The sequence below is a fragment of the Pelomicrobium sp. G1 genome (assembly GCF_051905455.1).
Classification (GTDB): Bacteria; Pseudomonadota; Gammaproteobacteria; order Burkholderiales; family UBA6910; genus Pelomicrobium.
The window spans coordinates 93268-116951 of record NZ_JBQACR010000010.1; the positions used below are offsets into that span (position 1 = coordinate 93268).

At 66.4% G+C, this 23684-nt stretch carries 28 protein-coding genes; 17 read left to right on the forward strand and 11 right to left on the reverse strand.

Features of this window, described 5'->3' with window-relative positions; translation table 11 throughout:
* The first annotated feature begins 17 nt into the window (after positions 1–17).
* The 3 genes from ACTFO6_RS11200 to ACTFO6_RS11210 are packed head-to-tail and all read left to right on the forward strand — an operon-like array spanning position 18 to position 3481.
* A complete protein-coding gene (locus ACTFO6_RS11200) occupies positions 18–1022 on the forward strand; it encodes an ABC transporter substrate-binding protein (RefSeq protein WP_439934539.1) in 1005 nt (334 codons plus the stop codon).
* A 46-nt stretch (positions 1023–1068) separates the two neighbouring features.
* Positions 1069–2778 carry a carbon-nitrogen hydrolase family protein gene (locus ACTFO6_RS11205; RefSeq protein ID WP_439934540.1) on the forward strand — a complete coding sequence of 570 codons (1710 nt, stop codon included), beginning with the start codon at positions 1069–1071 and terminating at the stop codon, positions 2776–2778.
* A gap of 19 nt (positions 2779–2797) precedes the next feature.
* Positions 2798–3481, forward strand: a complete 684-nt coding sequence (locus ACTFO6_RS11210; RefSeq protein WP_439934541.1) for a GntR family transcriptional regulator — start codon at positions 2798–2800, stop codon at positions 3479–3481.
* Between the two features lie 21 nt (positions 3482–3502).
* On the opposite strand, the gene ACTFO6_RS11215 is transcribed toward ACTFO6_RS11210, so the two are convergent.
* Positions 3503–3817, reverse strand: a complete 315-nt coding sequence (locus tag ACTFO6_RS11215) for a hypothetical protein (protein WP_439934542.1) — start codon at positions 3815–3817, stop codon at positions 3503–3505.
* Between the two features lie 191 nt (positions 3818–4008).
* Here ACTFO6_RS11215 and ACTFO6_RS11220 point away from each other — a divergent pair, with 191 nt between their 5' ends.
* The 3 genes from ACTFO6_RS11220 to ACTFO6_RS11230 are packed head-to-tail and all read left to right on the forward strand — an operon-like array spanning position 4009 to position 6744.
* The gene (locus tag ACTFO6_RS11220) at positions 4009–4767 is read left to right on the forward strand and encodes a competence/damage-inducible protein A (protein WP_439934543.1); all 759 of its coding nucleotides are present in this window, start codon (positions 4009–4011) and stop codon (positions 4765–4767) included.
* Positions 4768–4801: 34 nt separating this feature from the next.
* The gene (locus ACTFO6_RS11225; RefSeq protein ID WP_439934544.1) at positions 4802–5938 is read left to right on the forward strand and encodes a trans-sulfuration enzyme family protein; all 1137 of its coding nucleotides are present in this window, start codon (positions 4802–4804) and stop codon (positions 5936–5938) included.
* Complete coding sequence (locus ACTFO6_RS11230) at positions 5935–6744, forward strand: amidohydrolase family protein (RefSeq protein WP_439934545.1); 810 nt, start codon at positions 5935–5937, stop codon at positions 6742–6744. The genes ACTFO6_RS11225 and ACTFO6_RS11230 overlap by 4 nt, the downstream gene beginning before the upstream one ends.
* A 51-nt stretch (positions 6745–6795) precedes the next feature.
* On the opposite strand, the gene ACTFO6_RS11235 is transcribed toward ACTFO6_RS11230, so the two are convergent.
* The 4 genes from ACTFO6_RS11235 to ACTFO6_RS11250 all read right to left on the reverse strand — a co-directional run bounded on the left by ACTFO6_RS11235 (position 6796) and on the right by ACTFO6_RS11250 (position 9521).
* Positions 6796–6960, reverse strand: coding sequence for a hypothetical protein (locus tag ACTFO6_RS11235; protein WP_439934546.1), 165 nt, complete (start codon positions 6958–6960; stop codon positions 6796–6798).
* 82 nt (positions 6961–7042) lie between these two features.
* Complete coding sequence (locus tag ACTFO6_RS11240; RefSeq protein ID WP_439934547.1) at positions 7043–7723, reverse strand: esterase/lipase family protein; 681 nt, start codon at positions 7721–7723, stop codon at positions 7043–7045.
* Between the two features lie 128 nt (positions 7724–7851).
* Positions 7852–8481, reverse strand: a complete 630-nt coding sequence (locus ACTFO6_RS11245; protein ID WP_439934548.1) for an MFS transporter — start codon at positions 8479–8481, stop codon at positions 7852–7854.
* A 377-nt stretch (positions 8482–8858) separates the two neighbouring features.
* Positions 8859–9521: a class I SAM-dependent methyltransferase gene (locus ACTFO6_RS11250; RefSeq protein WP_439934549.1), complete on the reverse strand. Its 663-nt coding sequence runs from the start codon at positions 9519–9521 to the stop codon at positions 8859–8861.
* A 74-nt stretch (positions 9522–9595) separates the two neighbouring features.
* On the opposite strand from ACTFO6_RS11250, the gene ACTFO6_RS11255 reads away from it, so the two are divergent.
* On the forward strand, positions 9596–10366 hold the full coding sequence (locus ACTFO6_RS11255; protein ID WP_439934550.1) for a class II glutamine amidotransferase: 771 nt from the start codon (positions 9596–9598) through the stop codon (positions 10364–10366).
* Here ACTFO6_RS11255 and gluQRS read toward each other — a convergent pair.
* Positions 10339–11253, reverse strand: coding sequence for a tRNA glutamyl-Q(34) synthetase GluQRS (gluQRS, locus tag ACTFO6_RS11260; RefSeq protein WP_439934551.1), 915 nt, complete (start codon positions 11251–11253; stop codon positions 10339–10341). The genes ACTFO6_RS11255 and gluQRS overlap by 28 nt on opposite strands.
* Positions 11254–11594: 341 nt before the next feature.
* On the opposite strand from gluQRS, the gene ACTFO6_RS11265 reads away from it, so the two are divergent.
* Positions 11595–11873 carry an EF-hand domain-containing protein gene (locus tag ACTFO6_RS11265; protein WP_439934594.1) on the forward strand — a complete coding sequence of 93 codons (279 nt, stop codon included), beginning with the start codon at positions 11595–11597 and terminating at the stop codon, positions 11871–11873.
* Between the two features lie 165 nt (positions 11874–12038).
* Entirely contained in the window at positions 12039–12305 is a 267-nt protein-coding gene (locus ACTFO6_RS11270) for a hypothetical protein (protein WP_439934552.1), read from the forward strand.
* A 150-nt stretch (positions 12306–12455) separates the two neighbouring features.
* Here the strand turns inward: ACTFO6_RS11270 and ACTFO6_RS11275 are convergent, their stop codons facing one another.
* Entirely contained in the window at positions 12456–12650 is a 195-nt protein-coding gene (locus tag ACTFO6_RS11275; protein ID WP_439934553.1) for a DUF1059 domain-containing protein, read from the reverse strand.
* Between the two features lie 374 nt (positions 12651–13024).
* On the opposite strand from ACTFO6_RS11275, the gene ACTFO6_RS11280 reads away from it, so the two are divergent.
* Entirely contained in the window at positions 13025–13954 is a 930-nt protein-coding gene (locus ACTFO6_RS11280; RefSeq protein WP_439934554.1) for a hypothetical protein, read from the forward strand.
* Positions 13955–14109: 155 nt separating this feature from the next.
* Here ACTFO6_RS11280 and ACTFO6_RS11285 read toward each other — a convergent pair whose 3' ends face one another.
* The 3 genes from ACTFO6_RS11285 to nudC all read right to left on the reverse strand — a co-directional run bounded on the left by ACTFO6_RS11285 (position 14110) and on the right by nudC (position 16461).
* The gene (locus ACTFO6_RS11285) at positions 14110–14577 is read right to left on the reverse strand and encodes a copper chaperone PCu(A)C (protein WP_439934555.1); all 468 of its coding nucleotides are present in this window, start codon (positions 14575–14577) and stop codon (positions 14110–14112) included.
* A 628-nt stretch (positions 14578–15205) separates the two neighbouring features.
* Complete coding sequence (locus ACTFO6_RS11290) at positions 15206–15496, reverse strand: DUF1330 domain-containing protein (RefSeq protein ID WP_439934556.1); 291 nt, start codon at positions 15494–15496, stop codon at positions 15206–15208.
* Positions 15493–16461 (reverse strand): NAD(+) diphosphatase, encoded by a 969-nt coding sequence (nudC, locus tag ACTFO6_RS11295; protein WP_439934557.1) that lies wholly within the window; start codon positions 16459–16461, stop codon positions 15493–15495. The genes ACTFO6_RS11290 and nudC overlap by 4 nt, the downstream gene beginning before the upstream one ends.
* Before the next feature lie 96 nt (positions 16462–16557).
* Between nudC and pabB the strand changes: the two genes are divergently transcribed.
* From pabB to trxA, 6 genes are all read left to right on the forward strand, one after another.
* A complete protein-coding gene (gene pabB / locus ACTFO6_RS11300) occupies positions 16558–17964 on the forward strand; it encodes an aminodeoxychorismate synthase component I (protein ID WP_439934595.1) in 1407 nt (468 codons plus the stop codon).
* Positions 17961–19274 carry an NAD(P)/FAD-dependent oxidoreductase gene (locus ACTFO6_RS11305; RefSeq protein ID WP_439934558.1) on the forward strand — a complete coding sequence of 438 codons (1314 nt, stop codon included), beginning with the start codon at positions 17961–17963 and terminating at the stop codon, positions 19272–19274. Before pabB ends, ACTFO6_RS11305 begins: the two co-directional genes overlap by 4 nt.
* 82 nt (positions 19275–19356) lie before the next feature.
* Entirely contained in the window at positions 19357–19608 is a 252-nt protein-coding gene (locus tag ACTFO6_RS11310) for an AbrB/MazE/SpoVT family DNA-binding domain-containing protein (protein WP_439934559.1), read from the forward strand.
* Positions 19605–19997 (forward strand): type II toxin-antitoxin system VapC family toxin, encoded by a 393-nt coding sequence (locus tag ACTFO6_RS11315; RefSeq protein WP_439934560.1) that lies wholly within the window; start codon positions 19605–19607, stop codon positions 19995–19997. Before ACTFO6_RS11310 ends, ACTFO6_RS11315 begins: the two co-directional genes overlap by 4 nt.
* An 88-nt stretch (positions 19998–20085) precedes the next feature.
* Positions 20086–21099: a zinc-dependent alcohol dehydrogenase family protein gene (locus tag ACTFO6_RS11320; RefSeq protein WP_439934561.1), complete on the forward strand. Its 1014-nt coding sequence runs from the start codon at positions 20086–20088 to the stop codon at positions 21097–21099.
* 61 nt (positions 21100–21160) lie between these two features.
* Positions 21161–21535 (forward strand): thioredoxin, encoded by a 375-nt coding sequence (gene trxA / locus ACTFO6_RS11325; RefSeq protein ID WP_439934562.1) that lies wholly within the window; start codon positions 21161–21163, stop codon positions 21533–21535.
* Here the strand turns inward: trxA and ACTFO6_RS11330 are convergent.
* A complete protein-coding gene (locus ACTFO6_RS11330; protein ID WP_439934563.1) occupies positions 21532–22443 on the reverse strand; it encodes a LysR family transcriptional regulator in 912 nt (303 codons plus the stop codon). The genes trxA and ACTFO6_RS11330 overlap by 4 nt on opposite strands.
* A 101-nt stretch (positions 22444–22544) precedes the next feature.
* Here ACTFO6_RS11330 and ACTFO6_RS11335 point away from each other — a divergent pair, with 101 nt between their 5' ends.
* The gene (locus ACTFO6_RS11335; protein WP_439934564.1) at positions 22545–23654 is read left to right on the forward strand and encodes an efflux RND transporter periplasmic adaptor subunit; all 1110 of its coding nucleotides are present in this window, start codon (positions 22545–22547) and stop codon (positions 23652–23654) included.
* Positions 23655–23684: the final 30 nt, after the last annotated feature.

Below are 23684 nucleotides of genomic sequence, written 5' to 3' on the forward strand. Positions count from 1 at the left end.
TGGAAAGGAGAAGTGTCATGAAGAGGTTGCTTGCAAGCTTGCTCCTCGGCCTGTCCCTCGCCGCCGCTCCGGCGTGGGCGCAGAAGAAGGAAAAAGTGGTGGCCTCCTGGCTGCCCATCATGCAGACCATGGCGTTTTACGTGGCGTTGGAAGAGAAGTTGTTCGAAAAGGCGGGCATCGAAGTGGAGGCGGTCAAGTTCCAGAATCCGAACCAGATCATCGAGTCGCTGGTGTCGGGGCAGGCGGACTTCGGTCCGCCCGGCGCCGCGGCCGGCATCACGGTGCTGGCGGAGTCGCGCTACCCGGGAACGTTCAAGGTGTTCGGCCTGCAGGGCGGTAGCATCAAGGCCGGCTTCATCAACGACGGGCTTATCGTCAGGCTGAACTCGCCCATTCAGTCCTTCAAGGATCTGAAGGGCAAGACGGCCGGCACCGTTCCCGGCATCCAATGGAAGACCATCTTCCGCTATATCCTGCGCCAGAACGGCCTCGATCCGGACAAGGACGTGCGGCTCACCGAGATTGCCGTGCCTCTGCAGGTTCCGTCGGTGGTGGCCGGGACGGTGGACGCGACCCTTTCCCTGGAGCCGGTGGGTTCCATTGCGGAGGCCTCGAAGCAAGCCAGGCGGGCCATCACCAATCCGGTGGCGATGCACATTGCCGATCCGTTCTACTCGGGCGCCGCAGTGCTGAGCACCAAGTTCCTCAAGGAGCGTCCGGAAGTGGCGAAGAAGGTGGTGGAGATCCTGGATCAGGCCACGAAAATGGCCAACGAGAGCTTCGACAAGTACCGCCCCATCATTCCCAAGTACACCGCCATTAAGCCGGATCAGGTGCAGCACGTGGCTCAGCCCTACCTGCGCGGCTTCAAGGACCTGAACGAGACGGACCTCAACTCCTATCAAGCGTTCGTCGACGTGTTCTGGAAGGAAGGTGTGCTCAAGGAACGCATGGACGTGCGCAAACTCATTCTCAAGCCGTCCGATCTCGGCATTCAGGTGGGGGCGGCGAGCGGAAAATGAGCGGGCGGCGCAATACTCTCGATTTTTGACCGGCGAAGGAACGACGATGACCGTGAAGACTTACCGCGCTGCTGTGGTACAAACGCTGGCGGTCCTGGGAGACCTGGACGAAAATATTCGATTGCTTCGCCTCTACACCGCCGAGGCGGTGCGCCAGGGCGCGAAGCTGGTGGTGTTCCCCGAGTGCATGAATACCGGCTATTTGTTCGACTCGCCCGAGCACTGCCGCAGCCTCGCCGAGCCCGTCACCGGGCGCTACGTCCAGGCGATGGCGGAGCTGGCGCGCGAATACGGCCTCCATATCGCCAGCGGCTTCACCGAGTTCGACCCAATCACCGGCAAGGTTTACAACTCGGGCCTATTGCTGGACCCGCGCGGGGACTTGGTCGTGCACTATCAAAAGCAGTTCCTCGCCACCCACGACCAGAACTGGTTCGAGGTGGGGGCCAAGGGCTGCCCGGTGGCGGACACCGAGCTGGGGCGCGTGGGGCTCCTCATCTGCTTCGACGGGCGCATTCCCGAGATCGCCCGCTGCCTCGCGCTGCAGGGCGCCGAGGTGATCGTCGACATGGCCAACTTTTTCGCCATGGACCAGGCGGAGATGTGGGTGCCGGCGCGGGCCTACGAGAACGGGGTGTGGCTCGTTGCGGCCACCAAGGCCGGGGTCGAGCGCTCCATCTACTATCCCGGAGGCAGCCTGATCGTGGCGCCCGACGGCGAGATTAAGGCGCGCATGCCCTACGACGTGCACGGAGTGGCGAGCGCGGAGATCGACCCGGCCGCGGCGCGGGAAAAGCGCTGGCACGTTACCGGAGACCGCTTCGCCGACCGGCGGCCCGAAGTCTACGGGATTCTAGGCCAACCCTTCGCCGAGACGCCGCTGGCGGGCGAGCTCGAACGGGCACTGGTGCCGGAACAGGCGCTGGCCATGGTGGCGGCGGTCCAGGCCCACGCGACGCCCGCTGAAGGCAGCCTGGAATCCGCCTTGGAAATGGTGGACCATGCAGCCAAGCTGGGCGTGAAGGTGGCGGTGTTGCCCCAGTTCTTCGGCTCCTCCACCTGGCTTCCCGAGGCCGGTAAAACCCGGGAGGATGCGGCCCGGGCGCCCGGGCTCATCGACCGGGCGAGCGCCATCGCGAGGAAGTACGGTTTTCTGATCGTGATGCCCATCCTGGAATCGGAAGGGGGAAAGATTTATTCCAGCGCGGTGATGGTGGGACCCGACGGCGGAGTGCTGGGAAGACAGCGACAGGTCCACGTGGAACCGGAAACGAGAGCCTGGTGCGCCGCAGGCGACGGCTTCCAGGTGTTCGATACTCCGTTCGGCCGGCTCGGCGTGCTCTTGGGCTACGACGGCATGTTTCCCGAATCGGCACGGGTGTTGGCGCTGCTCGGCGCCGACTTGATTGCCTGGGCCAGCGCCTGGCGCCACCCTTACGATCGTTCTTTGCTTGCGGTGCCCAAGGCGGAGGACAATCGCGTTTACGTGGTGTGCGCGAACCGCACCGATTCCCCTTGCCCGGGCGGCTCCCTGGTGATTCCGCCCAACGGCTTTCCGCAGTGGGACCTGAACGCCGCTGCTCCCGTGGTGAGGCGGCACGGCGCGGTGATGCCCGCCCACGCCAACCTTGCCCTGGCGCGCCAGAAGCTTATGATTCCCAGGGTGGACATGGTCCGCAACCGGCTTACCACTACCTATGGGCCGATTCTTTCTTCGCGGGCACCAAGCTCGGGTGAGCGCGTCGCCGCCGCCTGACCCGGGAAAGAACAGCCCAATGGAAAAAGCGCCCGGCGTCAGCCTCCCCGAACTGGTCTACGCCCAGATCAAGGGGAGCATTTTTGATTTCCGCCTCTTGCCCGGCGAGCGCTTCACCGAAACTCAGGTCGCGGAGCAGCTCGGCGTATCCCGCACGCCGGTGCGTGAGGCCCTGTTTCGCCTGGAGCGGGAGGGCTATTTGCAGGTGAGCGCCCGCAACGGCTGGAGCGTGCGGCCGTTCGATTTCAAGCAGTTCGAGGATTTGTATGACGTACGGGTGATTCTGGAGGAGGCGGCGGTACGCCGTCTATGCGCCGCCGGTCAGATGCCCGATCTTTCGGCTCTCAAGGAAGTCTGGCTGGTGCCGCAGACGGAGCGGCTGGAGGACGAAAGGGAAGTCGCCCGGCTCGATGAGGCGTTCCACCAGGGATTGGTGCGGGCGACGGGAAACAAGGAGCTCGCCCGCATGCATCTGGAAATCACGGAACGCATCCGCATCATCCGCCGGCTCGACTTCACCCGCGCGGAGCGAATCGCTCTCACTTACCAGGAGCACGCCAAGATCTTGCGGGCGGTTCTGCAACGCAAAGTGGATCACGCATGCTTGCTGCTGCGCTCCCATATCGAGACCAGCAAAGCGGAAGTGCGCAAGATCACTCTGCACATGCTGCACGAGGCGCGCGAGCGCCATCGAAACCCTTAATCCGTTTCGAAAGCCTTTAGGTCAGGCGGCTCCACTGAACCGGGCGCCAGGCGACTTGCGGGGGGTGGGGCGCTCCGCTCGGGCCGGGGTGCCCGCGGTTTTGGCGGACTTGAGGAGCCGCTCCCGGCCGACCTGGGCCGCCCGGCAGGGGTCCCGGCGGGCCAGCTCCGCGAGCCGCACCGCTTCGTCGAAGGTTTCGAAGAAAACCTCGATCCGATACAAAGCACGGGCCACCCCCGCCCAGAATTGGGGGCGGTTTTTCAGGGTGAGCAGGGCACCGTAGACGACCGCCACCAGGGCGAGGAGTTGCCCGATGCCGAACACTGCGGTGATCATGATGAAATCCTCCGAGACGATAAAGACGTTTACATTCCTATTATACTGCATTGCAGCAAAACGTCCAATCCAGGAGATTCGCCTTTACCAACGAGGATTATTTTTAAATCAATGAGAAAATATAAGTAAGTGCTCGCTAATAAGGTATACAGAAGATTTCCTATTGCAACGCAAAAAACATCGGCACGGCTATGCCAAACGCCACGCCCGGTATCGGCGCCCTGATCGTCGGGGACGAAATCCTCCGGGGCAAACGCCAGGATAAGCACATGGCCAAGGCGATCCAGATTCTGGCGGCCCGAGGTCTGGCCCTGGCCTGGTGCCATTACGTGGGGGATGACCCGGCGCGCCTCACCCATGCCCTGAAAGTCTCCTTCGCCACGGGGGACATCGTGTTCAGCTTCGGTGGCATCGGCGCCACCCCCGACGATCTCACCCGCCAGTGCGCGGCCGCCGCCGCAGGACGACCCCTGGTCCGGCATCCGGAGGCCCTGGCCATCCTCCTGGAGAAGTTTGGCGAAGAGGCGTACCCGAAGCGGGTGCTCATGGCCGACTTCCCGGCCGGCGCCGAGATCGTACCGAACCCCTACAACCGGATTCCCGGGTTCAGCCTGGGCCACCACTATTTCCTCCCCGGATTCCCGGAAATGGCCTGGCCCATGATGGAATGGGTGCTGGACACCCAGTACCGGCACCTGTTCCACCCCGAGCCGCAGGCGGATGCGTCGTTGCTGGTCTATGAAGCGCCGGAAAGCCAGCTCATCGATCTGATGCGCGAAGTGGGCGCGGAATATCCCCGGGTCAAGGTCTATAGCCTCCCCGGCTTCACCGCCGAGGGACGGCGGGTGGAGCTGGGGGTGCGGGGCCCCGCGGAGGAGGTCGCCCAGGCCATCGAGGCCCTGCGCCGGGGCGTGAACGCTCTGGGCTTCCGCTGGAAGAACGCGCCGTGACGCCCCAGGTAGAATGCCGTTCGAGGAAAACGCCATGGATCCTGTCACCCGCCTGGTACACGCCGGCCAGGAAATCGACCGGGCGTACCGCAGCGTCACCCTACCCATCTACCAGACGTCCACGTTCCGCTTCGAGGACGTGGGCGCGACGAGCGGCTTCGAGTACACCCGGCTCGGCAACCCCACCCGCCACGCCCTGGAGGCGCTGCTGGCGGAGCTGGAGGGGGGTGCGGGCGCCGTGGCGGCGGCGAGCGGGATGGGGGCCATCTCCATCGCCCTGGCGGTGTTCGAGGCTGGCGCCCATCTTCTGTGTACACAGGACTGCTACGGCGGCACCTATCGGCTGCTGCAACACCTTGAGCGCCAGGGAAAGCTGGAGGTTACCTTCCTGGACTTGGGCGACCCCGCCGCCCGGGAGCAGGCGCTCAAGCCCGCCACCCGGGCGATCTGGGTGGAGACGCCGTCCAATCCCCTGCTGCGGATCACGGACCTGGCGGAGCTCACGGCTTTCGCCCACGCCCGGGGCCTCCTGGTGATCGCCGACAACACCTTCCTCTCGCCCCTGCTGCAGCGGCCCATGGACTTCGGGGTGGACCTGGTGGTGCATTCCACCACCAAGTATCTCAACGGCCACGCCGACGTGGTGGGGGGAGCGGTGGTCGCCCGCACCGAAGAGCTCAACCGGGCGATCCAGTTCGCCGCCAAGACGGGGGGCGCGGTGCAGGCGCCCTTCGACGCCTGGCTGGTGCTGCGGGGGATGAAGACCCTGCATCTGCGCATGGCCGCCCACGAGGAGAACGCCCGCGCCGTGGCGGAATTCCTGGCGCGGCATCCCAAGGTGGAGCAGGTCCACTATCCGGGCCTGGAAACCCATCCCGGCCATGCCTTGGCGAAGCGCCAGCAGCGCGGGTTCGGCGGCATGGTGTCCTTCACGGTGCGGGGAGGGCCGGCCGAGGCCCGGAAGGTGCTCAAGCGCGCCCGCGTCTTCGCCCTGGCGGAATCGCTGGGAGGTGTGGAATCCCTGATCGGCCATCCGCCCACCATGAGCCACGCGGCCATGCCGCCCGAATACCGGCGGGAAGTCGGCATCGACGACCACCTGTTGCGCCTGTCGGTAGGCATCGAAGCCCAGCAAGATCTCATCGACGATCTGGAGCAATCGCTCGCATGAGGTTCGGCCGCTTTTTCTGCGTGGCGCTGCTTTTCGTCGCCGGGCAGGCCGCCGCCCAACGCCTGCCCCTGTTCGACGCCCACATCCACTACAGCCGCGACGTCTGGGAGCTCTATCCCCCGAACATGGCCCTGGAGATTCTGGACCAGGCCGGCATTACCCGGGCCCTGGTTTCCAGCACCCCCGACGAAGGCACGGTGCGCCTCTACGAGGCGGCGCCCAAGCGGGTCATTCCGGTGCTCCGGCCCTACCGCAGCCCGGCGGACGTGGCCACCTGGCACCGGGACGCATCGGTCGTCCCTTATCTTGAGGAACGGCTGCGCCGCGGCATCTACCGGGGCATCGGCGAATTCCATCTCCATGGGGAAGAAGCCCGCTCGGAGGTGGTCCGGGAAGTGGTGCGGCTGGCGGGACGCGAGGGACTCTTTCTTCATGCCCACGCCGACGACCGGGCGGTGGAGATCCTGTTCGAGCTAGATCCGGGCGCCAAGGTGTTGTGGGCCCATGCGGGGATGACGGCGGATCCCGACACGGTCGGGCGCTTGCTGAACCGCTACCGCTCCCTCTGGGTGGAACTGTCCATCCGCAGCGATGTGGCGCCGGGCGGCACCCTGGATCCCCGATGGCGGGCCCTGTTCCTCCGGCATCCGGACCGGTTCATGTACGGCACCGACACTTATTCTCCCGCTCGCTGGCCCCAGGTCCCGGCGATGGCCGAGGCGGCGCGCCAGTGGCTCCAGCAACTTCCTTCGGAGGTGGCGGAGCGCATCGCCCACCGGAACGGAGCGGCGCTCTTCCCGGAATAAAAAACCCCGCCGAAACGGCGGGGCTTGTCCCGGTCCGAACCGGCGCTGCCCTCAGGCAGTGGCGGTTTCGGGCTTGGTTTCCTCGGTTTCTTGCCTGGGCGCCCGCTTGCCGGACGCCTGGGCTTGCTCCTTCAAGCGCTGCATTTCTTCCCGCGCTTTTTTAAGCGCTTCCCGTTCCCGGGCCATCTTCCATTCGTACCAGTCTTCGTAGCACATGGCAGGCCTCCTTCATCGGTCGAAAACCTCGCCCGCCCTCTTCTCCCCGCGCGGTCCACTTGTTAGAGGTTGTGAGCCTATCCTACGCCGCCGGGGCACCCGCCACAACGGGCCGGGCGAAGCGGCCTTGCCGCAGGAAGGCGCACACCTGGTGCGCCACCTCGGCGGAAAACAGCATCTCGGTGTGGGTCACAGGCAGCACCAGAGTGTCCGCGGCTCCGGGGATCCGGGTCTCTTCCACGCCCACGGTGCCGTCGTGGGGCCGGGGAGGGCGGCCGAAAATCATGCCCAGCCCCAGGGGCCGGTCGCCGGCGATGACGCCCAGCTCCCCCGCGCCGCTCCAGCGGGGGCGCGCCGTGAGCAGGCCTTCCCGCACCGAGCGGCCCAGCAGCCAGCGGGTGAGGGGGAAGCTCGCGAGCTGCTCGGCCACCCGGCTCCCTTGATAGGGGGTGCCCAGGAAGACGAGGCGCCCAGGGCGTCCTGGTGGCAAGTGCTCCAAGGCCTTAAGCACCACCAGCCCTCCCAGGCTGTGGGCGACGAAGTGCAGGAGCCCGGGCAGGGTTTCCGCGAAGCGCGCGAGCAACTCGGCGTTGCGCTTGAGAGGCCAGCGCAGGTCGTGGTAGGTGAAAGGGTGGGCCCGGAAGCCGCAGCGCTCGATGCGGCGGGCCAGGGGTTTCAGCAGCCAGCCGTTCATGTACAGGCCGTGGACCACCACCACGGAGGAGGGGCCGCTGGGCGTATGGCCGGTTCCGAGGCCGGGCATCCCAGGAACTCAAGCAAGAAAAAGCGGGAACGATATGGGGGTCTCGTTCCCGCGAGTGGGTCGGCACGCGCCCCCAGGGAGGTTGAGGCTGGGGGAGGCTATTCGCCAGGTGCCGGTGAACCGGTCGGTCAAGCCGTCTTCAGGGTTTCCAGGGCCGGGTGCTGGAACAGCCTCCACTGGTTGTCGGCTTCGTTTTTGAGCTTGACCGTGTAGAGGGTGAGCGGCAGGGCCGAGCTCTTGTCGAACTCCGCCCCCGCCTCTACCCCCACCCGGGCGATATCGGCCGGATTGTCGAAGCGGTTATAGGCTTGATGCATGGCCCCCAGCGCGTATTCGTTGCCCGATCCGATGGCCCAGAACTTGTGGTATTCGAACACCTCCCGCATCGAGTACACGGCGTAGATGCCCGAGGGATTAGCGATCAGCGCGGTGATCTGGCTCGATTCGTAGGGGTCGTCCTCGTCCTCGTTCGGGTTGAGGAAGTGCTCCTCCTTGAGGATCGGATGGATGCGCCGGAACGACTCGAAAATCTCGCTTTTGCTGTGCAGCTTCAAGTTCGGAGTCCCGCGAAACACGCTTTCCAGGACCAGATGGTGCGCCGCGCTGCCGCAGATGCCGATGTACGAATCCCCGTACTTAAGGATCTTGTCGTGGGAGGCGTCGTAGTGCGCCGGGAGCCGAGTGCTCCCGAACGTGGTCAAGGTGTCGGCGGCGATGGCGGCATAGCCGTTCTTCTTGACGACAGCGATCGTGGTCATGAACTACTCCGGAAAGTCAGGGGGTCCTCCCGGCGGCCCCCCGGACGGGGGACACGTGTTACCGGTCGAACGACGAGTACATTTTACCAGCCCCCTCCCTCATCCGACGCGGAGAATTTTTTGTCCATGCGGGGAACTTCATGAAACCGCCGTATTTAGAATAACTTAGTACGTGGCATCAAGTTTGCTTAGCAGGATTTCCTGGCGTAGCCGGGGCTTCGTCCAAAAGACCCCATTGCTAAATCAAAATTTGAAACAGCCAACAATCAGCGGCTTAGGCTGGGATAGGGCAGCAGGGCGCCGGCCTGGGAACGAAATGTATAGGAATCAATATGATATTTTTTTGCGGCCGGCGGGGGTTGCCGGAAGAGGGCTTTTTACTGCTTGAGCGCCAAGGTGAGCCCGTCCCCGATGGGCACCAGGGCGAGCTCCACCCGACGCTCTCCCGAGAGCCGCCGGTTGAAGGCACGCACCGCCTCCGTGGTGGGCTCATGGTTGTCGGGATCGGCCACCTTGCCGCTCCAGAGGGTGTTGTCGACGGCGATCAACCCGCCGGGCCGCACCAGCGCCAGGCAGCGCTCGAAATAGCCCCAGTAGTTTTCCTTGTCGGCGTCGATGAAGGCAAGATCGAAGCACTCCGTCTCGCCGGCGGCGATCAGGGCGTCAAGGGTGGCGAGGGCCGGAGCGAGCCGCAGCTCGACCTTGTGGGCGACGCCGGCCCGTTCCCAGTAGCGGCGGGCGACGCGGGTCCACTCTTCGCTCGTATCGCAGGCGACCACACGACCGTCTTCGGGAAGCGCCAGGGCAACCCATAGGCTGCTGTAGCCGGTGTAGACGCCGATTTCCAGGTAGCGCTTCGCCTCCATGAGCCGGGCGAGCAAGGCCATGAACTGGCCCTGCTCGGGGGCGATCTGCATGCGCGCCAGGGGATCCGCCCGAGTCTCCCGGCGCAGCTCCGCGAGGATGGGCGGCTCCCGCAGGGAGACGGCCAGCAGGTAGTCGTACAGCCGGTCGTCCAGGGTAAACGTTTTATTGGACATGGCTAGGATTATAAACTTGCCGTTACGGCCACTCCCATCCGAGCGGGCGATGGGCGGCGTTTAAGGAATCGTCCATGTGCCAATTACTGGGGATGAACGCCAATGTCCCCACGGATATCTGTTTCTCGTTCGAGGGCTTCCATCATCGGGGCGGGCGCACCGACCACCACCGGGACGGCTGGGGGGTGGCCTTTTTCGAAGGGCCGGGGGTGCGCCTGTTCATCGACTCTCGCGCCACCATCGAGTCGCCCATCGCCGATTTCGTACGCAAGTATCCGATCCACTCCCTCAACGTGATCGCCCACATCCGCCGGGCCACCCGTGGTCCGGTGGCGCTGGTGAACACCCATCCTTTCCAGCGGGAGCTGTGGGGGCGCTACTGGGTGTTCGCCCACAACGGCACCCTCAAGGACTTCGAGCCCACGCTGGAGGGCCGCTACCGCCCGGTGGGCCAGACCGACTCGGAGCTGGCCTTCTGCTGGATGCTGGAAAACCTGCGGCGGCTGTTCCCCAAGGGCCAGCCGGAGTTGTCCGCCCTTTACGAGGCCCTGTGGGACGCCGCCCGGGAATTGTCCGTGTTCGGGGTGTTCAACTTCCTCCTTTCCAACGGTGACTACCTCTTCGCCCACTGCTCGGACCATCTGTCCTACATCGTGCGCAAGGCCCCTTTCGGCCAGGCCCACCTGGTGGACGAGGATCTGACCGTGGACTTCAGCGCCCTAGCCGGCCCCGACGACCGGGTCTCGGTCATCGCCACCCAGCCCCTCACCGACAACGAGATCTGGACGCCTCTCCAGGCGGGAGAGCTCAAGGTGTTTCACAACGGGGAGCCGGTCCCCATGTAGGCGAGTGCCGCCGGCTTTCGCGGCACCCGCTCCAAGCGCCAATGGTTGCGGGCCCATTGCCATACGGTCGCCACGTCCGCCCGTGCCAGCGCCGACGGCGGGCGCTGGCCCAGGAAGGCCAGGGCCGCCGTTAAATGGGCCGCGGCCCGCGCCGGCTCGATGGGCCGGGCGCGGGTCTGCTTGGAGAGCTTTTCCCCCGCCTCGTTCACCGCGACCGGCAGGTGGGCGTAGCGGGGCGTGGGCAACCCCAACAGCCGCTGCAGGTAGATCTGTCGGGGGGTCGAGGCGAGCAGGTCGGCGCCGCGCACCACGTGGGTGATGCCCTGCAGGGCGTCGTCCACCACCACGGCCAGTTGGTAGGCGTAGATCCGGTCGGACCGGTAGACCACGAAGTCGCCCACCTCCAAAGCCAGGCGTTGCTGCACCCAGCCTTGAACGGCGTCCTGGAATCCCACGGGTTCCGAGCCGGTGCGCACCCGCAGGGACCGGGGGCGGCGGACAGTACCCCCACGGCAGGTGCCGGGGTAAACCGGCCCTTCCACGCCGGAGAGCCCCGAGTCCGCAACCTCCCGGCGGGAGCAGGCGCAAGGGTAGAGAACGCCGCCTGCCCGCAGGGCATGAAGCGCCGCGTGGTAGGCGCTTTCCCGGCGCGCCTGGTAGGTCACTTCCCCGTCCCATTCGAAGCCGCAGGCTTCTAGCGTGCGCAGGATCGCTTCCGCCGCCTTCGGCGCCACCCGCGGCCGGTCCAGGTCCTCCAGGCGCAGCAACCATTGGCCGCCCCGGGTTTTCGCCTCCAGGTAACTGCCCACCGCCGCCACCAGGGAGCCGAAATGGAGTTCTCCCGTGGGAGAGGGAGCGAAGCGGCCGCGGTAGATCGTCTCGTTCAATGAGGTTCGCCCATGACTTTTGTTCCTGCCGGCGAGTATAAGACGTTCCCGCTGCCCGGGACGAAGCCCGGGCGTCGTTCCCGGGCGACAGCCGATCCCGCCGCAAATCCTGGAGATGAAATCGGATTCCGACAAAGCGTCGCCTGGGCGCAACAGGCCCGGCCTGCCTGTGGGGGGGCGGCGCTTGTCCCCGCCGCATGACTAACCCATTGGCGCCCAAGAAAAAACGTCACGAGCGAAGCCGATGGCATACCTCTTGCGCGGGAATGGGCGAGGCCGATCCGGTCGGCTTTTCGAATCCCTCATGAGCCAAGGAGAGCGTGATGAAAGTCTCAGCGTTGATGGTTGCATTCCTACTTGTAGCGTCCACTGGCTGGGCCCAAGACAGACCGGCGCAGAAGACTCCGCCGGGAGGAGGTCCTCAAGCCGAGTTGTTCAAGAAGCTGGACGTGGACGGAGACGGCCACATATCCAAGCTGGAGGCGGCGGCCGTGCCTGCGGACACGAGGCTGGATTTCGACGGCCTCGACCGCAACCGGGACGGCAAGCTGTCCATGGACGAATTCGTCGCCCAGCCGGGCGGCTCGGGGGCGGCCGGCGGCGGCAAGAGGGCCTACTGACTGGGCGGTGAGGGGTAAAAACAAAGACTAGAGCTGCACACCGGTCGAAAGAGACCGCCCTGGGGGGCGCTTTCCCAGGGCGTTCCCTCGCCGAGGGCGTTCCGCAGTCCCCCCTTTTTTCGGGGGCGGGCTTCTTTTTTTACGTAAGTAACTGGGAGACGCAGGGTGAAGACGGCGGAAGCGTCGAAACGGCTTATGGCGGGCGCGTTCTCGGCGATGTTTCTGGTGGTGGCGGCCTCGTTAGCCGTACTGTCGGTGGCGGATTTCGTGCGCGCCTTCGTCGAGTTCCAGGACAAGGAGCTGATCAGCGGGGTAGTTCGCGCGATCAACACGGCGTTGATTTCCCATCGGACGGTGCCCGTTTCCGAAGGGTGGAAGCGGCAGGGGACGGCCCCGGGCGTCGGCACGGTTTTGCGCCCGGACGCAGCGTAAGCCTCCTTTTCGCCGTGATGGCGGGATCTTGAGCCTCGCTGCCCGCCCAGGAGCGCCGCACGGGAATGCGGTTCCTCCTCCTCTCGCTGCGGCGGAAAACGAACCGTGCGCCGCTCCTCGCCTCGCTCCGGCGCACGGTTCAGGGGCGAGTTATTCGGGTGGCGTCCCGTTCTTGAACAGTTGCCGCAGTTGTTGGCGGAACTCGGGAGAGGTCTGGTGGTGGTGAACGGCGACTGCATGCCGCACGGCAGCCTCCAGAAGCTCCTCCTCGGTGTCTGCGCACAACGCGAGCGTGCAGTTCATCTCGCTGGGGTATTCGCGACAATCGACGTATTTGCGGCTCATGGTGCCTCCCACCAAGTGGCTGCGGGCTTGGGCCATTTCCCGCGGCGGACTGACATGCCGCCGATGGACCCGGGTCAGGCGTCGATCGCGGACGCGTTGAATCCATCCCCGTGTCCATTTTCGGCATCTTTGCTAATCAAGCCCCCTTGGCGTAATTGCTCGCTCCGAACCAGTCGACCACGACGTCGATCAGACCGCTCAGCGGGCTTCAATCGCCTGATCGGCGAGCCCGGGGAATGGCGACGACGGCTTCGACGAGCCAAGTCTGCAGCGCAAACCGGTGCCTGCAAACGGCTACCTGGGCGGACGCTTCCAGATTAAAATAATTTCGATTTCCGTGTCTCGGGGTTAGCTTGCCGGAGAGGAGGACCCCGATGCGATTGCCTTTTGTTCTCGCCTACATCGGGCTCGTCCTGCTCATGACCTTGCCGGCCCATGCCACGGGTCCTTACGCCAAGATCTATCCCGGGAAAAAAGTCGAATCGAAGAGCCACCCCGCCGCAAAGACCCGGCGGCTCGCCATTCACGTGGTGAAGGGGGATTGGGGCAACGCGGATCCCCGGGACATCGAAAAGCTGCTTTATTCGGTGGCCCAGGAGCTCTGGGCTTATTTCCCGAAGCGTAGCCTCAAGCCCATCCTCGTGGTGCCCGCGGCGGGCAATCCGCTGACGCAATACGAAAAAGGGCCCCACGGCGAGTACATCGTGCATCTGAGCGCCAAGGACCGGCGCTGGTCCCAGTACGCCTACCAGTTCGCCCACGAATTCGCCCACATCCTGTCGAACTACGACCGGCACGGGGACAAGACGGCGGCTCACAATCAGTGGTTCGACGAAGCCGTGTGCGAGGCGGCGTCCCTGTTCACCCTGCGGCGGCTGGCCGAGTCCTGGCAGCTCTCCGAAGAAGCGCCGCCTTACCTCCACTGGAAGGAATACGCCCCGGCGTTCGAACGCTACGCCGAGCATTTCCTGGAAGAGGCCCATCGCCGGTTGCCTGCCGGCGTGACCCTAGCCGCCTGGTACCGGGAGCACCAGCTCCGGCTGCGCCGGGATCCTTATTTGAGGGAAAAGAACGAGCTGGTAGCCAATATCCTGCTGCCTTTGTTCGAAGAGAATCCCGAGTACTGGGGCGCCATCGGTTATCTCAACCTGGAGGAAGAGGACGCGACCGGCTCTTTCGAGCAGTATCTCGCCAACTGGTACCGGAACGCGCCAGACCAGTATAAGCCCTTCATCGAGAAAACCATCCGCATGTTCGGCTTGCAACCGCAGACCGCCGTGGCGGCGGCGACGTCCGTCCGTTGAACGGAGAGGGGCGATTTTCCTCACTTTCCGCGGGCCGGCCATGGGGTGGTGCCGACTCATCAATCCGGTTCCGTCCGTCGCCGCTGTTCAGCCAGGTTGACGATCAGGTGGGTGCCGAGGGGCCTTGTCCGGGCCGCTCGGCGCCGCCGACATCCTCAATGACCCTTGTGGTGGGTGTCCGGATGGCCCGTCGCGCCCAGGGGAGCGACGGTGACCGGGGCCTGGACGGTGCCCGCCTTTTCGAACTTCAGGGTGAGGGTGTAGCGGTCTCCTTCCTTGAGGGGCTGCTTGAGCCCGACCAGCATGAGGTGGAGGCCGCCCGGCTTGAACTCCACCGTCCCTTGGGCCGGCACCTCGATGGCGGGAAGCTCCCGCATCCTCATCACGCCGCCCTCCATGGACATGATGTGGAGCTCGACCCGTTCGGCGACCGGGGCGCTGGCGGCCACCAGCCGGTCGGCGGGGCCATCGTTTTTCAGGACGAGATACACGGCGCCCGTGGAGGCGCCTTCGGCGGTCGCTCGGGACCAGGCTTTTTCCACCGCCACGCTTGAGCCTTGGGCGAGGGTCAGGGCCCCCATCAGGCTTGTCCCGAACAGGACCAGCTTGAGAAAAATCTTCATGGGTTTCTCCTTCTTGTCGAGTACGTTAGAGAAGCGCGATCCGGTAGAGCCTTCTATCGGTGGTCAAGGCGCGCTTGTCTTCGGTCAGGCCGTGACGCCTGGAACATCGCATCCTGGCCGCGGCGCGGGCGGCGGCCGCGGGAGAGTTCACGGAATGATCACGAACCCGTCTCGGGAAAGCCGGTCAGGAAAACGCTGGCGGCCCCTGGGAAGGAGGCACCAGGCCGCGGCGGGTTTCTGCGGGTGCATCCGCATCGGACGGGATTGCCCGGAGGTCGGCCGCGGCAAGCGGCCGGAGGGCGGAAGGGGCAAGGGGCGGGTCACAACACGCCTGATGAAAGGCGAGGCACACCAGGCACTGGGAATGGGGCAGGGAGGCCGGTTTTTGCGGCGCGCCTCCCCGATCCCCGGACGTGCAGACGTCGGTCCCGGCCCAGATGACGGGTTGCGTCCAGGGCCCATGGGCTAGGGGCGACCCGATCAGGGAGGCAAGGGCGAGGGCGGCCAGGCCGGGGAACAGCCGGCGCGCGGGTCGTAGGAAACGCGGGAGCATGGAAGCGAGCCGACGGCGCGCCGGGATGCTAGCACCGCTCCCGGGGGAGGGGCAACCTGGCGGGTGAGCTCACCCTCATGCCACCCCCTGCACGGCGATCATACGAGCGCTGGCCGTGCGCTGGCGCAGGGCCTTCGGCTCCGCGTAGATCTCGGAAGCCCGCCAGGCTTTCGCTTTCTCCATGGACGGAAACGCCAGCATCACGACTCGCTTCGGCTGCCAGCCGCTCTCCAGCGTCTCGCGACGGCCGCCGCGCACGAGAAATCTTCCGCCGAAGGGTTCGAGCGTCTCCGGAACCCGTTTCGCGTACTCGGCGTAACCCTCAGCATCGATCACCTCCACGTCGACGATGATGTAGGCGGTCATGGCTTGGCCTCCTGATTGGAAACGATGGCGCTCAAGGGAGTAGTCGCCTCCTGATCGAACCAGTCCTCGATCAGGCGAAAGGCGATGGAAACGGGCGGCGGAAGCCGGAGCGCGCCAGCCCTCAAGCCCGCCGCCAGCTCGTCCCGGGAGAACCAGCGGGCGTCCTCCAGCTCCTCCGGATCCACGGCGAGGGGCGCCTCTTGCGCCCGGGCGAGGAAACCCACCATGAGGGAGCCCGGAAACGGCCAGGGCTGGGAGCTGTGGTAGCGGCATTCCAGCACCTGCACGCCGGTCTCTTCCTCCACCTCCCGGGCGAAGGCCTGCTCCAGCGCCTCGCCCGGTTCGACGAACCCGGCGAGGGTGGAGTACATGCCCTGGGCCCAGGCCCCGTGGCGGCCGAGGAGGCAGCGCCGCGGGCCGTGGACCAGGCCGATGACCGCCGGATCGGTGCGGGGGAAAAGCGCCTGGCCGCAGCCGGTGCAGCGGCGCACGTGGCCGCCTTCGGCGCTCACCGTGGGCCGCCCGCAGCGCCCGCAGAAGCGGCTCGCTTGGTGCCACAGGACCAGGGCCCGGGCGTAGGCGAGGAGCGCCGCCTGGTCCGCGGGGAGGGCCGAGGCCACCTGGCGCAGCTCACGCCAGTTTCCCTGCTGGGTAAGCCGGGCCGCCGGCCCTTCGTCCTCCAAGCCTGCGGCAAATACGGGAGCGCCCTCCGCCCGCCCCAGATACACCAGGGAATCGGCGGCCCCGAGCAAGGCCCCGACCTCTGAGGCCGAAAGCGTGAGCGGCCGCGGCGCGCCTTCCGCCATCCAGTGCAGGCCGCGCCACACCGGCAGGATGCGGGTGTCGGACCGGCCGAGCAGGCGGGCGAGCTCCGCCTCGTCTCGGCGCGAGCGGGCGTCCCGGTCGAGCCGCAGGCCGGTGAAGCCGTTTAGGGTCCACAACCCCGCACTTTGCCGCCATGCCATCGATCGCGCCTGGAGGAAGAACCGGTGGCGGCCATTATGGCCCAAGGGCAGGACCGGCGGGTGGTATCATGGGAGCCCTTTCGATCGTGCTGCCTGATGTTTTCTTCCCTCGCGAAAACGGCCCCTACCCTCGCCGAGATCCCCTATCGCCCGGACGCTGCGGTCCTGTTCGAGCCCTTCGCGGACCGGCCCTGGTCCGCGTTTCTGGATAGCGCCGGCGCCGGGCGCTATGACATCGTAGTTGCCGAGCCCGTCGCCTTGCTCATTACCCGGGGGCCGGAGACCGAGATCGTCCGGGACAGCGGCCGGGAGGTTTCCCGGGACGACCCCTTTGTTCTGATGCGGCGGCTCCTCGCCTCTTGCGGCAAAGGGCAGGAAGGGCCGCCCGCCCGGGCGCCCTCGTTGCCCTTCGCCGGCGGTGCCCTGGGCTATTTCGCCTACGACCTGGGCCGGCGCATCGAGACCCTGCCCGCCATCGCCCGGGACGAGGAGGGGTTTCCTGACATGGCGGTGGGAATCTATGACTGGGCGATCGTGGTGGATCACCGGGAGAGCCGGGCGTGGCTCGTCTCCGCGGGGCGGGACGAGAGGACCCGGGACCGGTGGGAGTCGCTCCTCGCCCACTGTTTCCGTCCGGAGCCGCCCCGGGCCCGGGAGCCCTTCCGAGTGCTCGGTCCGGTCGCCTCCAATTTCACCCGCCGCCGCTATGCCGAGGCCGTTCAGCGCATCCTGGACTACATCCGCGCCGGAGACTGCTACCAAGTGAACCTGGCCCAGCGCTTCAGCGTCGCCGTGGACGGGGACCCCTGGCTCCTGTACTGGCGGCTGCGGGCCGTCAACCCGGCGCCCTTCTCGGCCTACCTCGCCACCCCCTGGGGCCAGGTGCTGTCCTGCTCCCCCGAGCAGTTCCTGGAGGTGCGGGGACGGCGGGTGCAGACCAAGCCCGTCAAGGGGACCCGGCCCCGCTCCCCCGAGCCCGGCGAGGACGCGGCCCTGCGGGAGGCGCTGCGGGCGAGCCCCAAGGATCGGGCCGAGAACGTGATGATCGTGGACCTACTGCGCAACGACCTCGGCAAGAGCTGCGCCATCGGCTCGGTGCGGGTGCCCAAGCTGTGCGAGGTGGAGAGCTTCGCCACGGTGCACCACCTGGTGAGCACGGTCACCGGGACCCTCGCGCCGGGCAAGGACGCCCTCGATCTCCTGCGCGGCTGCTTCCCGGGCGGCTCCATCACCGGCGCCCCCAAGCTGCGGGCGATGGAGATCATCGAGGAGCTGGAGCCCCACCGGCGCGGCATCTATTGCGGCTCCATCGGCTACATCGGCTTCGACGGGGCGATGGACACGAACATCGCCATCCGCACCCTGGTGATTTCCGGCGGCCGGGCCCGCTTCTGGGCGGGCGGCGGCATCGTGGCCGATTCCGACTGGCGCTCGGAGTACCAGGAAACCCTGGACAAGGCGGCGGCTTTTTTCACCGCCCTGGAACGGGAGCCGCCGGCATGACGCGTCCGCCCCGCATCGTGATCGTGGGCGGAGGCGCTGGCGGCCTGGAGCTGGCCACCCGCCTGGGAGACCGCCTGGGACGGCACCGGCGTGCCGAGGTGGTGTTGGTGGACAAGTCCACCACCCATCTGTGGAAGCCCCTGCTGCATGAGGTGGCGGCAGGCACCATGGACCTGGACGATCACGCCCTGGAGTACCTGGCCCAGGCCCGCTGGCACCATTTCCGCTTCCAGTTGGGGGAGCTCGCCGGCTTAGACCGCCGGGCGAAGGAGGTGAAGCTGGCCCCCGTAGTGGACGACGACGGGGCCGAGCTCATCCCCGCCCGCGCCCTCGGCTACGATTTGCTGGTGATCGCCATCGGCAGCCACACCAACGACTTCGGCACGCCGGGGGCCGCGGAGTACGCCATCAGCCTGGACGACGCCCGGGACGCCGAACTGTTCCGTCGGCGGCTCATCCGGGCCTGCCTGCGGGCCAATTTCCAGCGGGAGCCCCTTTCCGAGGAGCAGCTTCACGTGGCCATCGTGGGCGCGGGCGCCACCGGGGTGGAGCTGGCGGCGGAGCTGCACAACAGCACCCGGGAGCTGGTGGCCTATGGCTTCGAGCGCATCGACCCGGAGCGGGACATTCGCCTCGCCCTGATCGAGGCGGCTCCTCGCATCCTGCCGGCCCTTCCTGAGCGGCTGGCGAAATCGGCGGAAAAGCTGCTGGGCGACCTGGGCGTGCGGGTGCTCACCGGCGAGCGGGTGACGGAGGTGACGCCGAAGGGCGTGCGCACCGCGAGCGGCGCCTTCGTGCCCGCCGAGCTCACGGTGTGGGCCGCCGGCATTAAGGCGCCCGAAGTCCTGGCCCGCCTGGACGGGCTGGAAGTGAATCGGCTCAACCAGCTCGTGGTGCGGCAGACGCTGGAAACCACCCGGGACCCGGACGTCTTCGCCCTGGGCGATTGCGCCTGCTGTCCCTGGCCGGGACACGAAGGCTGCGTTCCGCCCCGGGCCCAGGCCGCCCACCAGCAAGCCTCGGTGCTCGCCAAGACCCTGGAGCGGCGGCTCCAGGGAAAGCCTGCGCTCCCTTTCCGCTACCGGGACTTCGGTTCCCTCGTCTCCCTGGGAGAATACAGCACCGTGGGCAGCCTCATGGGCGCCTTGGTGGGAGGCGCCCTCTGGGTGGAAGGCATGTTTGCGCGCCTGATGTACCGTTCCCTGTACACCATGCACCTCTATGCACTGCATGGATTCGTGAAGACTTTTTTCGATACCCTGGCGCGGCTTATCCTCAGACGCATCGAGCCGCGGGTGAAGCTGCATTGAGGTTCCATAGGCGTTGCTCGAGCCCTTGGACGCGCGTATCATGTCTTACTTAAATCTTACTAAGGTGACGCCGAGAAACGGGATGGAAACGACCAAGCTTTCGTCGAAGGGGCAGGTGATCCTGCCTAAGCCGGTGCGGGACGCCTATAACTGGAAGCCAGGGATGCGCTTTGCCGTGGAGGCGGTGGCGGAGGGTGTGCTGCTCAAGCCCTTGAAGCCATTCGAGCCCAAGCGCCATGAAGAGGTCTTCGGCTGCCTCCAGCGCAAGGGACCGGCTCTCTCCATCGAAGACATGGAGCGGGCCATACTCAAAGAGGCGAAGAAGCGCAAATGATCGCCGTCGATACCAACGTCCTTGCCCGTTTCCTGACGAACGACGACCCGGCTCAAGCCGCCCGAGCGCTCAAGTTGATGAAGCGCGGGGGAATCTTTATCCCGAAGACGGTTCTCCTGGAGTTGGAGTGGGTGTTGCGGGGAGGCTACAAGTACGATCGCCAGGCGATCCTTAAGGCCATGGAGGACCTCCTCGGTTTGCCCAATGTTTCGGCCGAGGACAGCGTCGAGGTGACCGAGGCGCTCAAGAGGTACGAGGCGGGACTTGATTTTGCCGATGCGCTGCATTTGTCATCGAGCGCCGTGGCTACGCTGCGTTTCGCCACCTTCGACGGCAAGCTGGCCAAACGGGCGAAATCCCTCGTTGGGATCGACATACGGATGATTTGATTCAAATCCGTCTCGGAGCCGAGCAGGGCGCATGGGCGCTTCAGCGCGCCACGGAAGCAAGAGGGTTCTCAAGCGATCGAGGAATGCCATGAGACAGTATCAGCTCCAGAAGCAGGGCGAAGCCTACGTTCCGGTCATCACCGAGCAGGCGAAATCCGTCCCCGGTCCGGGGCAGGTCCTGGTGAGGGTGCGCGCCTGCTCCCTCAATTACCGGGACCTGATCGTGGCGGGAGGCCGCTTCGGCGACAAGACCCAGGGGCTCGTGCCCCTTTCCGACGGCGCGGGGGAAGTGGAGGCGGTGGGGGAAGGCGTCACCCGCTTCGAGCCCGGGGACCGGGTGGCGGGCTGTTTCTTCCAGGACTGGATCGACGGCCCCTTCGAGATGCGCTACCACGCTTCCGCCCTGGGCGGGGACGCGCCGGGGATGCTGGCCGAATACGTAGCGCTTTCCGAGCAGGGGCTGGTCCGGTTCCCCGAGCATCTATCCTTCGAGGAAGCGGCCTGCTTGCCGTGCGCGGCGGTGACCGCCTGGCAGGCCCTAGTGGTACGGGGCGGGCTCGAGGCGGGCGAGACGGTGCTCGCCCTCGGCACGGGGGGCGTATCCGTCTTCGCGCTGCAGTTCGCCGTCGCCCTGGGCGCGCGGGTGATCGTGACCTCGTCGAGCGACGCCAAGCTGGAGCGCGCCCGGGGACTCGGCGCGTGGCAGACCGTCAATTACAAGGCTGTAGCGGACTGGGACAAGGAAGTGTGGCGCCTGACCGATAAGCGGGGCGTGGACCACGTGGTGGAAGTGGGCGGCCCCGGCACCCTGGAAAAGTCCCTGGCGAGCCTGGCCGCCGGTGGCCACGTGGCCCTGATCGGGGTGCTGACGGGCTTCGGCGCGCCCACGGGCAGCCTCTTTCCCCTGGTGGCGAAGAACGCCCGCATGAACGGCATCTACGTGGGGTCCCGGGCCCATTTCGACGCCATGAACCGGTTCATCGCCGAAAGGCGCTTGACGCCCGTGATCGACCGGGTGTTCCCGTTCGAGCAGGCCGCCGAAGCCTACCGCTACCAGCAAAGCGGCGGGCATTTCGGCAAGATCGTCGTGGCAGTCCCGTGAACTCCCGGTTTTCCCGATGGTCACAACAGGACTTTTATTTTCACCTCCCAGGGGGATCGCGATGGCCGTCGTGGAGCTGACCAAGGACAACTTCGAGGAAGTCGTCACCCAGAACGACTTCGTGGTGATCGACTTCTGGGCGCCCTGGTGCGGTCCCTGCCGGGGCTTCGCCCCCGTATTCGAGGCGACCGCGGAGAGGCATCCGGGCATCGTCTTCGGCAAGGTGAACACGGACGAGGAGCAGGCCCTGGCGGCCCACTTCGGCATCCGCTCGATCCCCACCCTGATGGTGTTCCGCGAGCAGGTGATCCTCTACGCCCAGCCGGGGGCCCTGCCGGCCTCCGCCCTGGAGAGCGTGATCGAACAGGCCAAGGCCCTGGACATGGACCAGGTGCGCCGGGAGATCGAGCGGGAGCAGGCCGCGGACCAGGATTAAGGCAGAAGCTTCAGCCGCCCCCGGAACGAGGCGTCCCCGGTGATCCGCTCGACGAACCAGGCGAGCGCCTTGCCCCGGTGGGCCGTGCGCCAGGCGAGGAACAAGGGCGCCGGCGCCTTCTCTTCCCCGGTCCGCTTCGCGATCAGCCGCCCGTCGGCCAGGTAGGGCTCCGCCACGTGCCGGGGCAGGTAGCCCACGCCCAGGTTCAGCGCCTGGGCACGGGCCTTGGTGCCCAGGTTGTGGACGGTGAGCACGTCCTGGCCCGAGAGCAGGCCGGTGGTGCGCGCGGGCAACTGGCGGGAGCTGTCCGCGGCGGCCACCGACCGGTGCTGTAGGATCTGCTCGCTCGAAAGGGGTTCCTCCGCCGAGGCGAGGGGATGGCCCGGGGCCACGGCGAAGACGAACTCCACCCGGCCCAGGGGACGGACGGTGTAGCCGCCCCCCGGGGGACCTTCGCCGGGGGCGCCGATCGCCAGGTCGGCCCGGTCGGTGAGCAGGGCGTCCCAGCAGCCCCCCAGCACTTCGGCCTGGAGCCGGATGCGGGAGCCGCACTCGGCCCGGTAGAACTCGCCGATCAGCGCCAGGACGGGATCCACCGGCAGGATGTCGTCGTAGGCGATGCGCAGCTCCGCCTCCCAGCCGGTGGCGACCCGCTTGACCCGGGCTTCCAGGGCGTCGGCGGCCCGCAGAATCCGGCGGCCTTCCTCGAGCAGTTCCCTCCCCGCCTCGGTGAGAACGGCCCGGTGGCCGCTCCGGTCGAACAGTCTGACGCCCAGGTCCTCTTCCAGCTTCTGCACGGTGTAGGTGATGGCGGAGGGCACCCGGTGGAGCTCTCCGGCGGCGGCCGCGAAGCTGCCCTTGCGGTCGATGGCGTCCAGGACGTGGAGCGCCTCGAGGGTCAAACGCATGATTCAGGGGCTCTGAATGATTTCCCGGAATTATTTCGCTGGCAGCACCGCCGGTGCAACGTTAGACTAAGATATTTTTAGAAACTTTTTCTCAATTTTCCTTGAAGCAGGCAGCAAAGACAGCGCTGATCGCAGTTCTCGCCCTGGGGGTGCTGGGGGGCGCGGGCCTATGGTGGCGCAATTCCCACCCCCCTTCCGTGGCGGCGAAACCCGCCTCTTCGGGCGATCAAAGCCCCACGCCGGTGACGGTGAGGGCGGTGGAAGTCAAGCGCGCCACCTTGCGGGAGGAGGTGGGCGCCGTGGGCACCCTTCTCGCCAACGAGTCGGTGATCATCCGGCCGGAGGTGGACGGCCGGATCAGCGAGATCCACTTCAGCGAAGGCCAGTCCGTGAAGCGGGGCGCCAGGCTGGTGTCCCTGGATGCGTCCGAAATCGAGGCCCAGCTCGCGGCGGTGGAAGCCGAGGTCACCCTTAACCGCAACCGCTTCAAGCGGGCCCAAGAGCTCAGGGAAAAGAACTTCATCAGCGCCCAGGCCCTGGACGAGGCGCGGGAAAACCTGAACCAGTCCCTGGCTCGCCAGGCCGAGATCAAGGCGCGCCTGGACAAGATGGTGATCCGCGCCCCCTTCGATGGTGTCGTGGGCTTGCGGCAGGTGAGCCCCGGTGCCTACGTGAACAAGGGGCAGGACATCGCCCGCCTGGAGGGCATCGGCACCCTCAAGCTCGATTTCCGCGTTCCGGAGGTGTTCCTGAGCCGCCTGAGGGTCGGCCAGGAGGTGGCGGTCGCCGTGGACGCCTATCCGAACGAGCAGTTCAAGGGGCGGATCTACGCCATCGAGCCGGCGGTGGACGAGCAGACCCGCACCGTACTGCTGCGTGCCCTAATTCCTAACCCGGGTGTGAGGCTCAAGCCAGGCATGTTTGCCCGGGTGAGCCTCACCCTCGGAACGCGGGAGAACACTCTGGTGGTCCCCGAAGAGGCCATCGTGCCCCGGGGCCAGGACTTCTTCGTCTTCAAGGTGGTGGAGGGCCGCGCCGTGCTCGCCCGGGTGACCCTGGGCTTGCGCCAACCAGGGCAGGTAGAGATCTTGAGCGGGCTCGCCTCGGGCGAGCTGGTGGTGACCGACGGTCACCAGCGCATCCGGGACGGGGCTCCGGTCGCCCTCCTCGGGTCGGCGTCGGCGACGGCCGCGAAGCTCGGCAGCAGGTAGGCCTGCCCGGATATTTCACGATAGCGTCCC

Bases quoted from the DNA above. Each gene is read 5' to 3' on its own strand.
- ACTFO6_RS11315 (WP_439934560.1), top strand. From the start codon at position 19,605: ATGATCGCCGTCGATACCAACGTCCTTGCCCGTTTCCTGACGAACGAC.
- ACTFO6_RS11220 (WP_439934543.1), top strand. From the start codon at position 4,009: ATGCCAAACGCCACGCCCGGTATCGGCGCCCTGATCGTCGGGGACGAA.
- ACTFO6_RS11230 (WP_439934545.1), top strand. From the start codon at position 5,935: ATGAGGTTCGGCCGCTTTTTCTGCGTGGCGCTGCTTTTCGTCGCCGGG.
- ACTFO6_RS11215 (WP_439934542.1), bottom strand. From the start codon at position 3,817: ATGATCACCGCAGTGTTCGGCATCGGGCAACTCCTCGCCCTGGTGGCG.
- ACTFO6_RS11280 (WP_439934554.1), top strand. From the start codon at position 13,025: ATGCGATTGCCTTTTGTTCTCGCCTACATCGGGCTCGTCCTGCTCATG.
- ACTFO6_RS11285 (WP_439934555.1), bottom strand. From the start codon at position 14,577: ATGAAGATTTTTCTCAAGCTGGTCCTGTTCGGGACAAGCCTGATGGGG.
- trxA (WP_439934562.1), top strand. From the start codon at position 21,161: ATGGCCGTCGTGGAGCTGACCAAGGACAACTTCGAGGAAGTCGTCACC.
- ACTFO6_RS11205 (WP_439934540.1), top strand. From the start codon at position 1,069: ATGACCGTGAAGACTTACCGCGCTGCTGTGGTACAAACGCTGGCGGTC.
- ACTFO6_RS11235 (WP_439934546.1), bottom strand. From the start codon at position 6,960: ATGTGCTACGAAGACTGGTACGAATGGAAGATGGCCCGGGAACGGGAA.
- ACTFO6_RS11245 (WP_439934548.1), bottom strand. From the start codon at position 8,481: ATGACCACGATCGCTGTCGTCAAGAAGAACGGCTATGCCGCCATCGCC.
- nudC (WP_439934557.1), bottom strand. From the start codon at position 16,461: ATGGCATGGCGGCAAAGTGCGGGGTTGTGGACCCTAAACGGCTTCACC.
- ACTFO6_RS11330 (WP_439934563.1), bottom strand. From the start codon at position 22,443: ATGCGTTTGACCCTCGAGGCGCTCCACGTCCTGGACGCCATCGACCGC.
- ACTFO6_RS11250 (WP_439934549.1), bottom strand. From the start codon at position 9,521: ATGTCCAATAAAACGTTTACCCTGGACGACCGGCTGTACGACTACCTG.
- ACTFO6_RS11225 (WP_439934544.1), top strand. From the start codon at position 4,802: ATGGATCCTGTCACCCGCCTGGTACACGCCGGCCAGGAAATCGACCGG.
- ACTFO6_RS11290 (WP_439934556.1), bottom strand. From the start codon at position 15,496: ATGACCGCCTACATCATCGTCGACGTGGAGGTGATCGATGCTGAGGGT.
- ACTFO6_RS11240 (WP_439934547.1), bottom strand. From the start codon at position 7,723: ATGCCCGGCCTCGGAACCGGCCATACGCCCAGCGGCCCCTCCTCCGTG.
- ACTFO6_RS11210 (WP_439934541.1), top strand. From the start codon at position 2,798: ATGGAAAAAGCGCCCGGCGTCAGCCTCCCCGAACTGGTCTACGCCCAG.
- pabB (WP_439934595.1), top strand. From the start codon at position 16,558: ATGTTTTCTTCCCTCGCGAAAACGGCCCCTACCCTCGCCGAGATCCCC.
- ACTFO6_RS11265 (WP_439934594.1), top strand. From the start codon at position 11,595: ATGGTTGCATTCCTACTTGTAGCGTCCACTGGCTGGGCCCAAGACAGA.
- ACTFO6_RS11305 (WP_439934558.1), top strand. From the start codon at position 17,961: ATGACGCGTCCGCCCCGCATCGTGATCGTGGGCGGAGGCGCTGGCGGC.
- ACTFO6_RS11255 (WP_439934550.1), top strand. From the start codon at position 9,596: ATGTGCCAATTACTGGGGATGAACGCCAATGTCCCCACGGATATCTGT.
- ACTFO6_RS11275 (WP_439934553.1), bottom strand. From the start codon at position 12,650: ATGAGCCGCAAATACGTCGATTGTCGCGAATACCCCAGCGAGATGAAC.
- ACTFO6_RS11310 (WP_439934559.1), top strand. From the start codon at position 19,357: ATGGAAACGACCAAGCTTTCGTCGAAGGGGCAGGTGATCCTGCCTAAG.
- ACTFO6_RS11200 (WP_439934539.1), top strand. From the start codon at position 18: ATGAAGAGGTTGCTTGCAAGCTTGCTCCTCGGCCTGTCCCTCGCCGCC.
- ACTFO6_RS11320 (WP_439934561.1), top strand. From the start codon at position 20,086: ATGAGACAGTATCAGCTCCAGAAGCAGGGCGAAGCCTACGTTCCGGTC.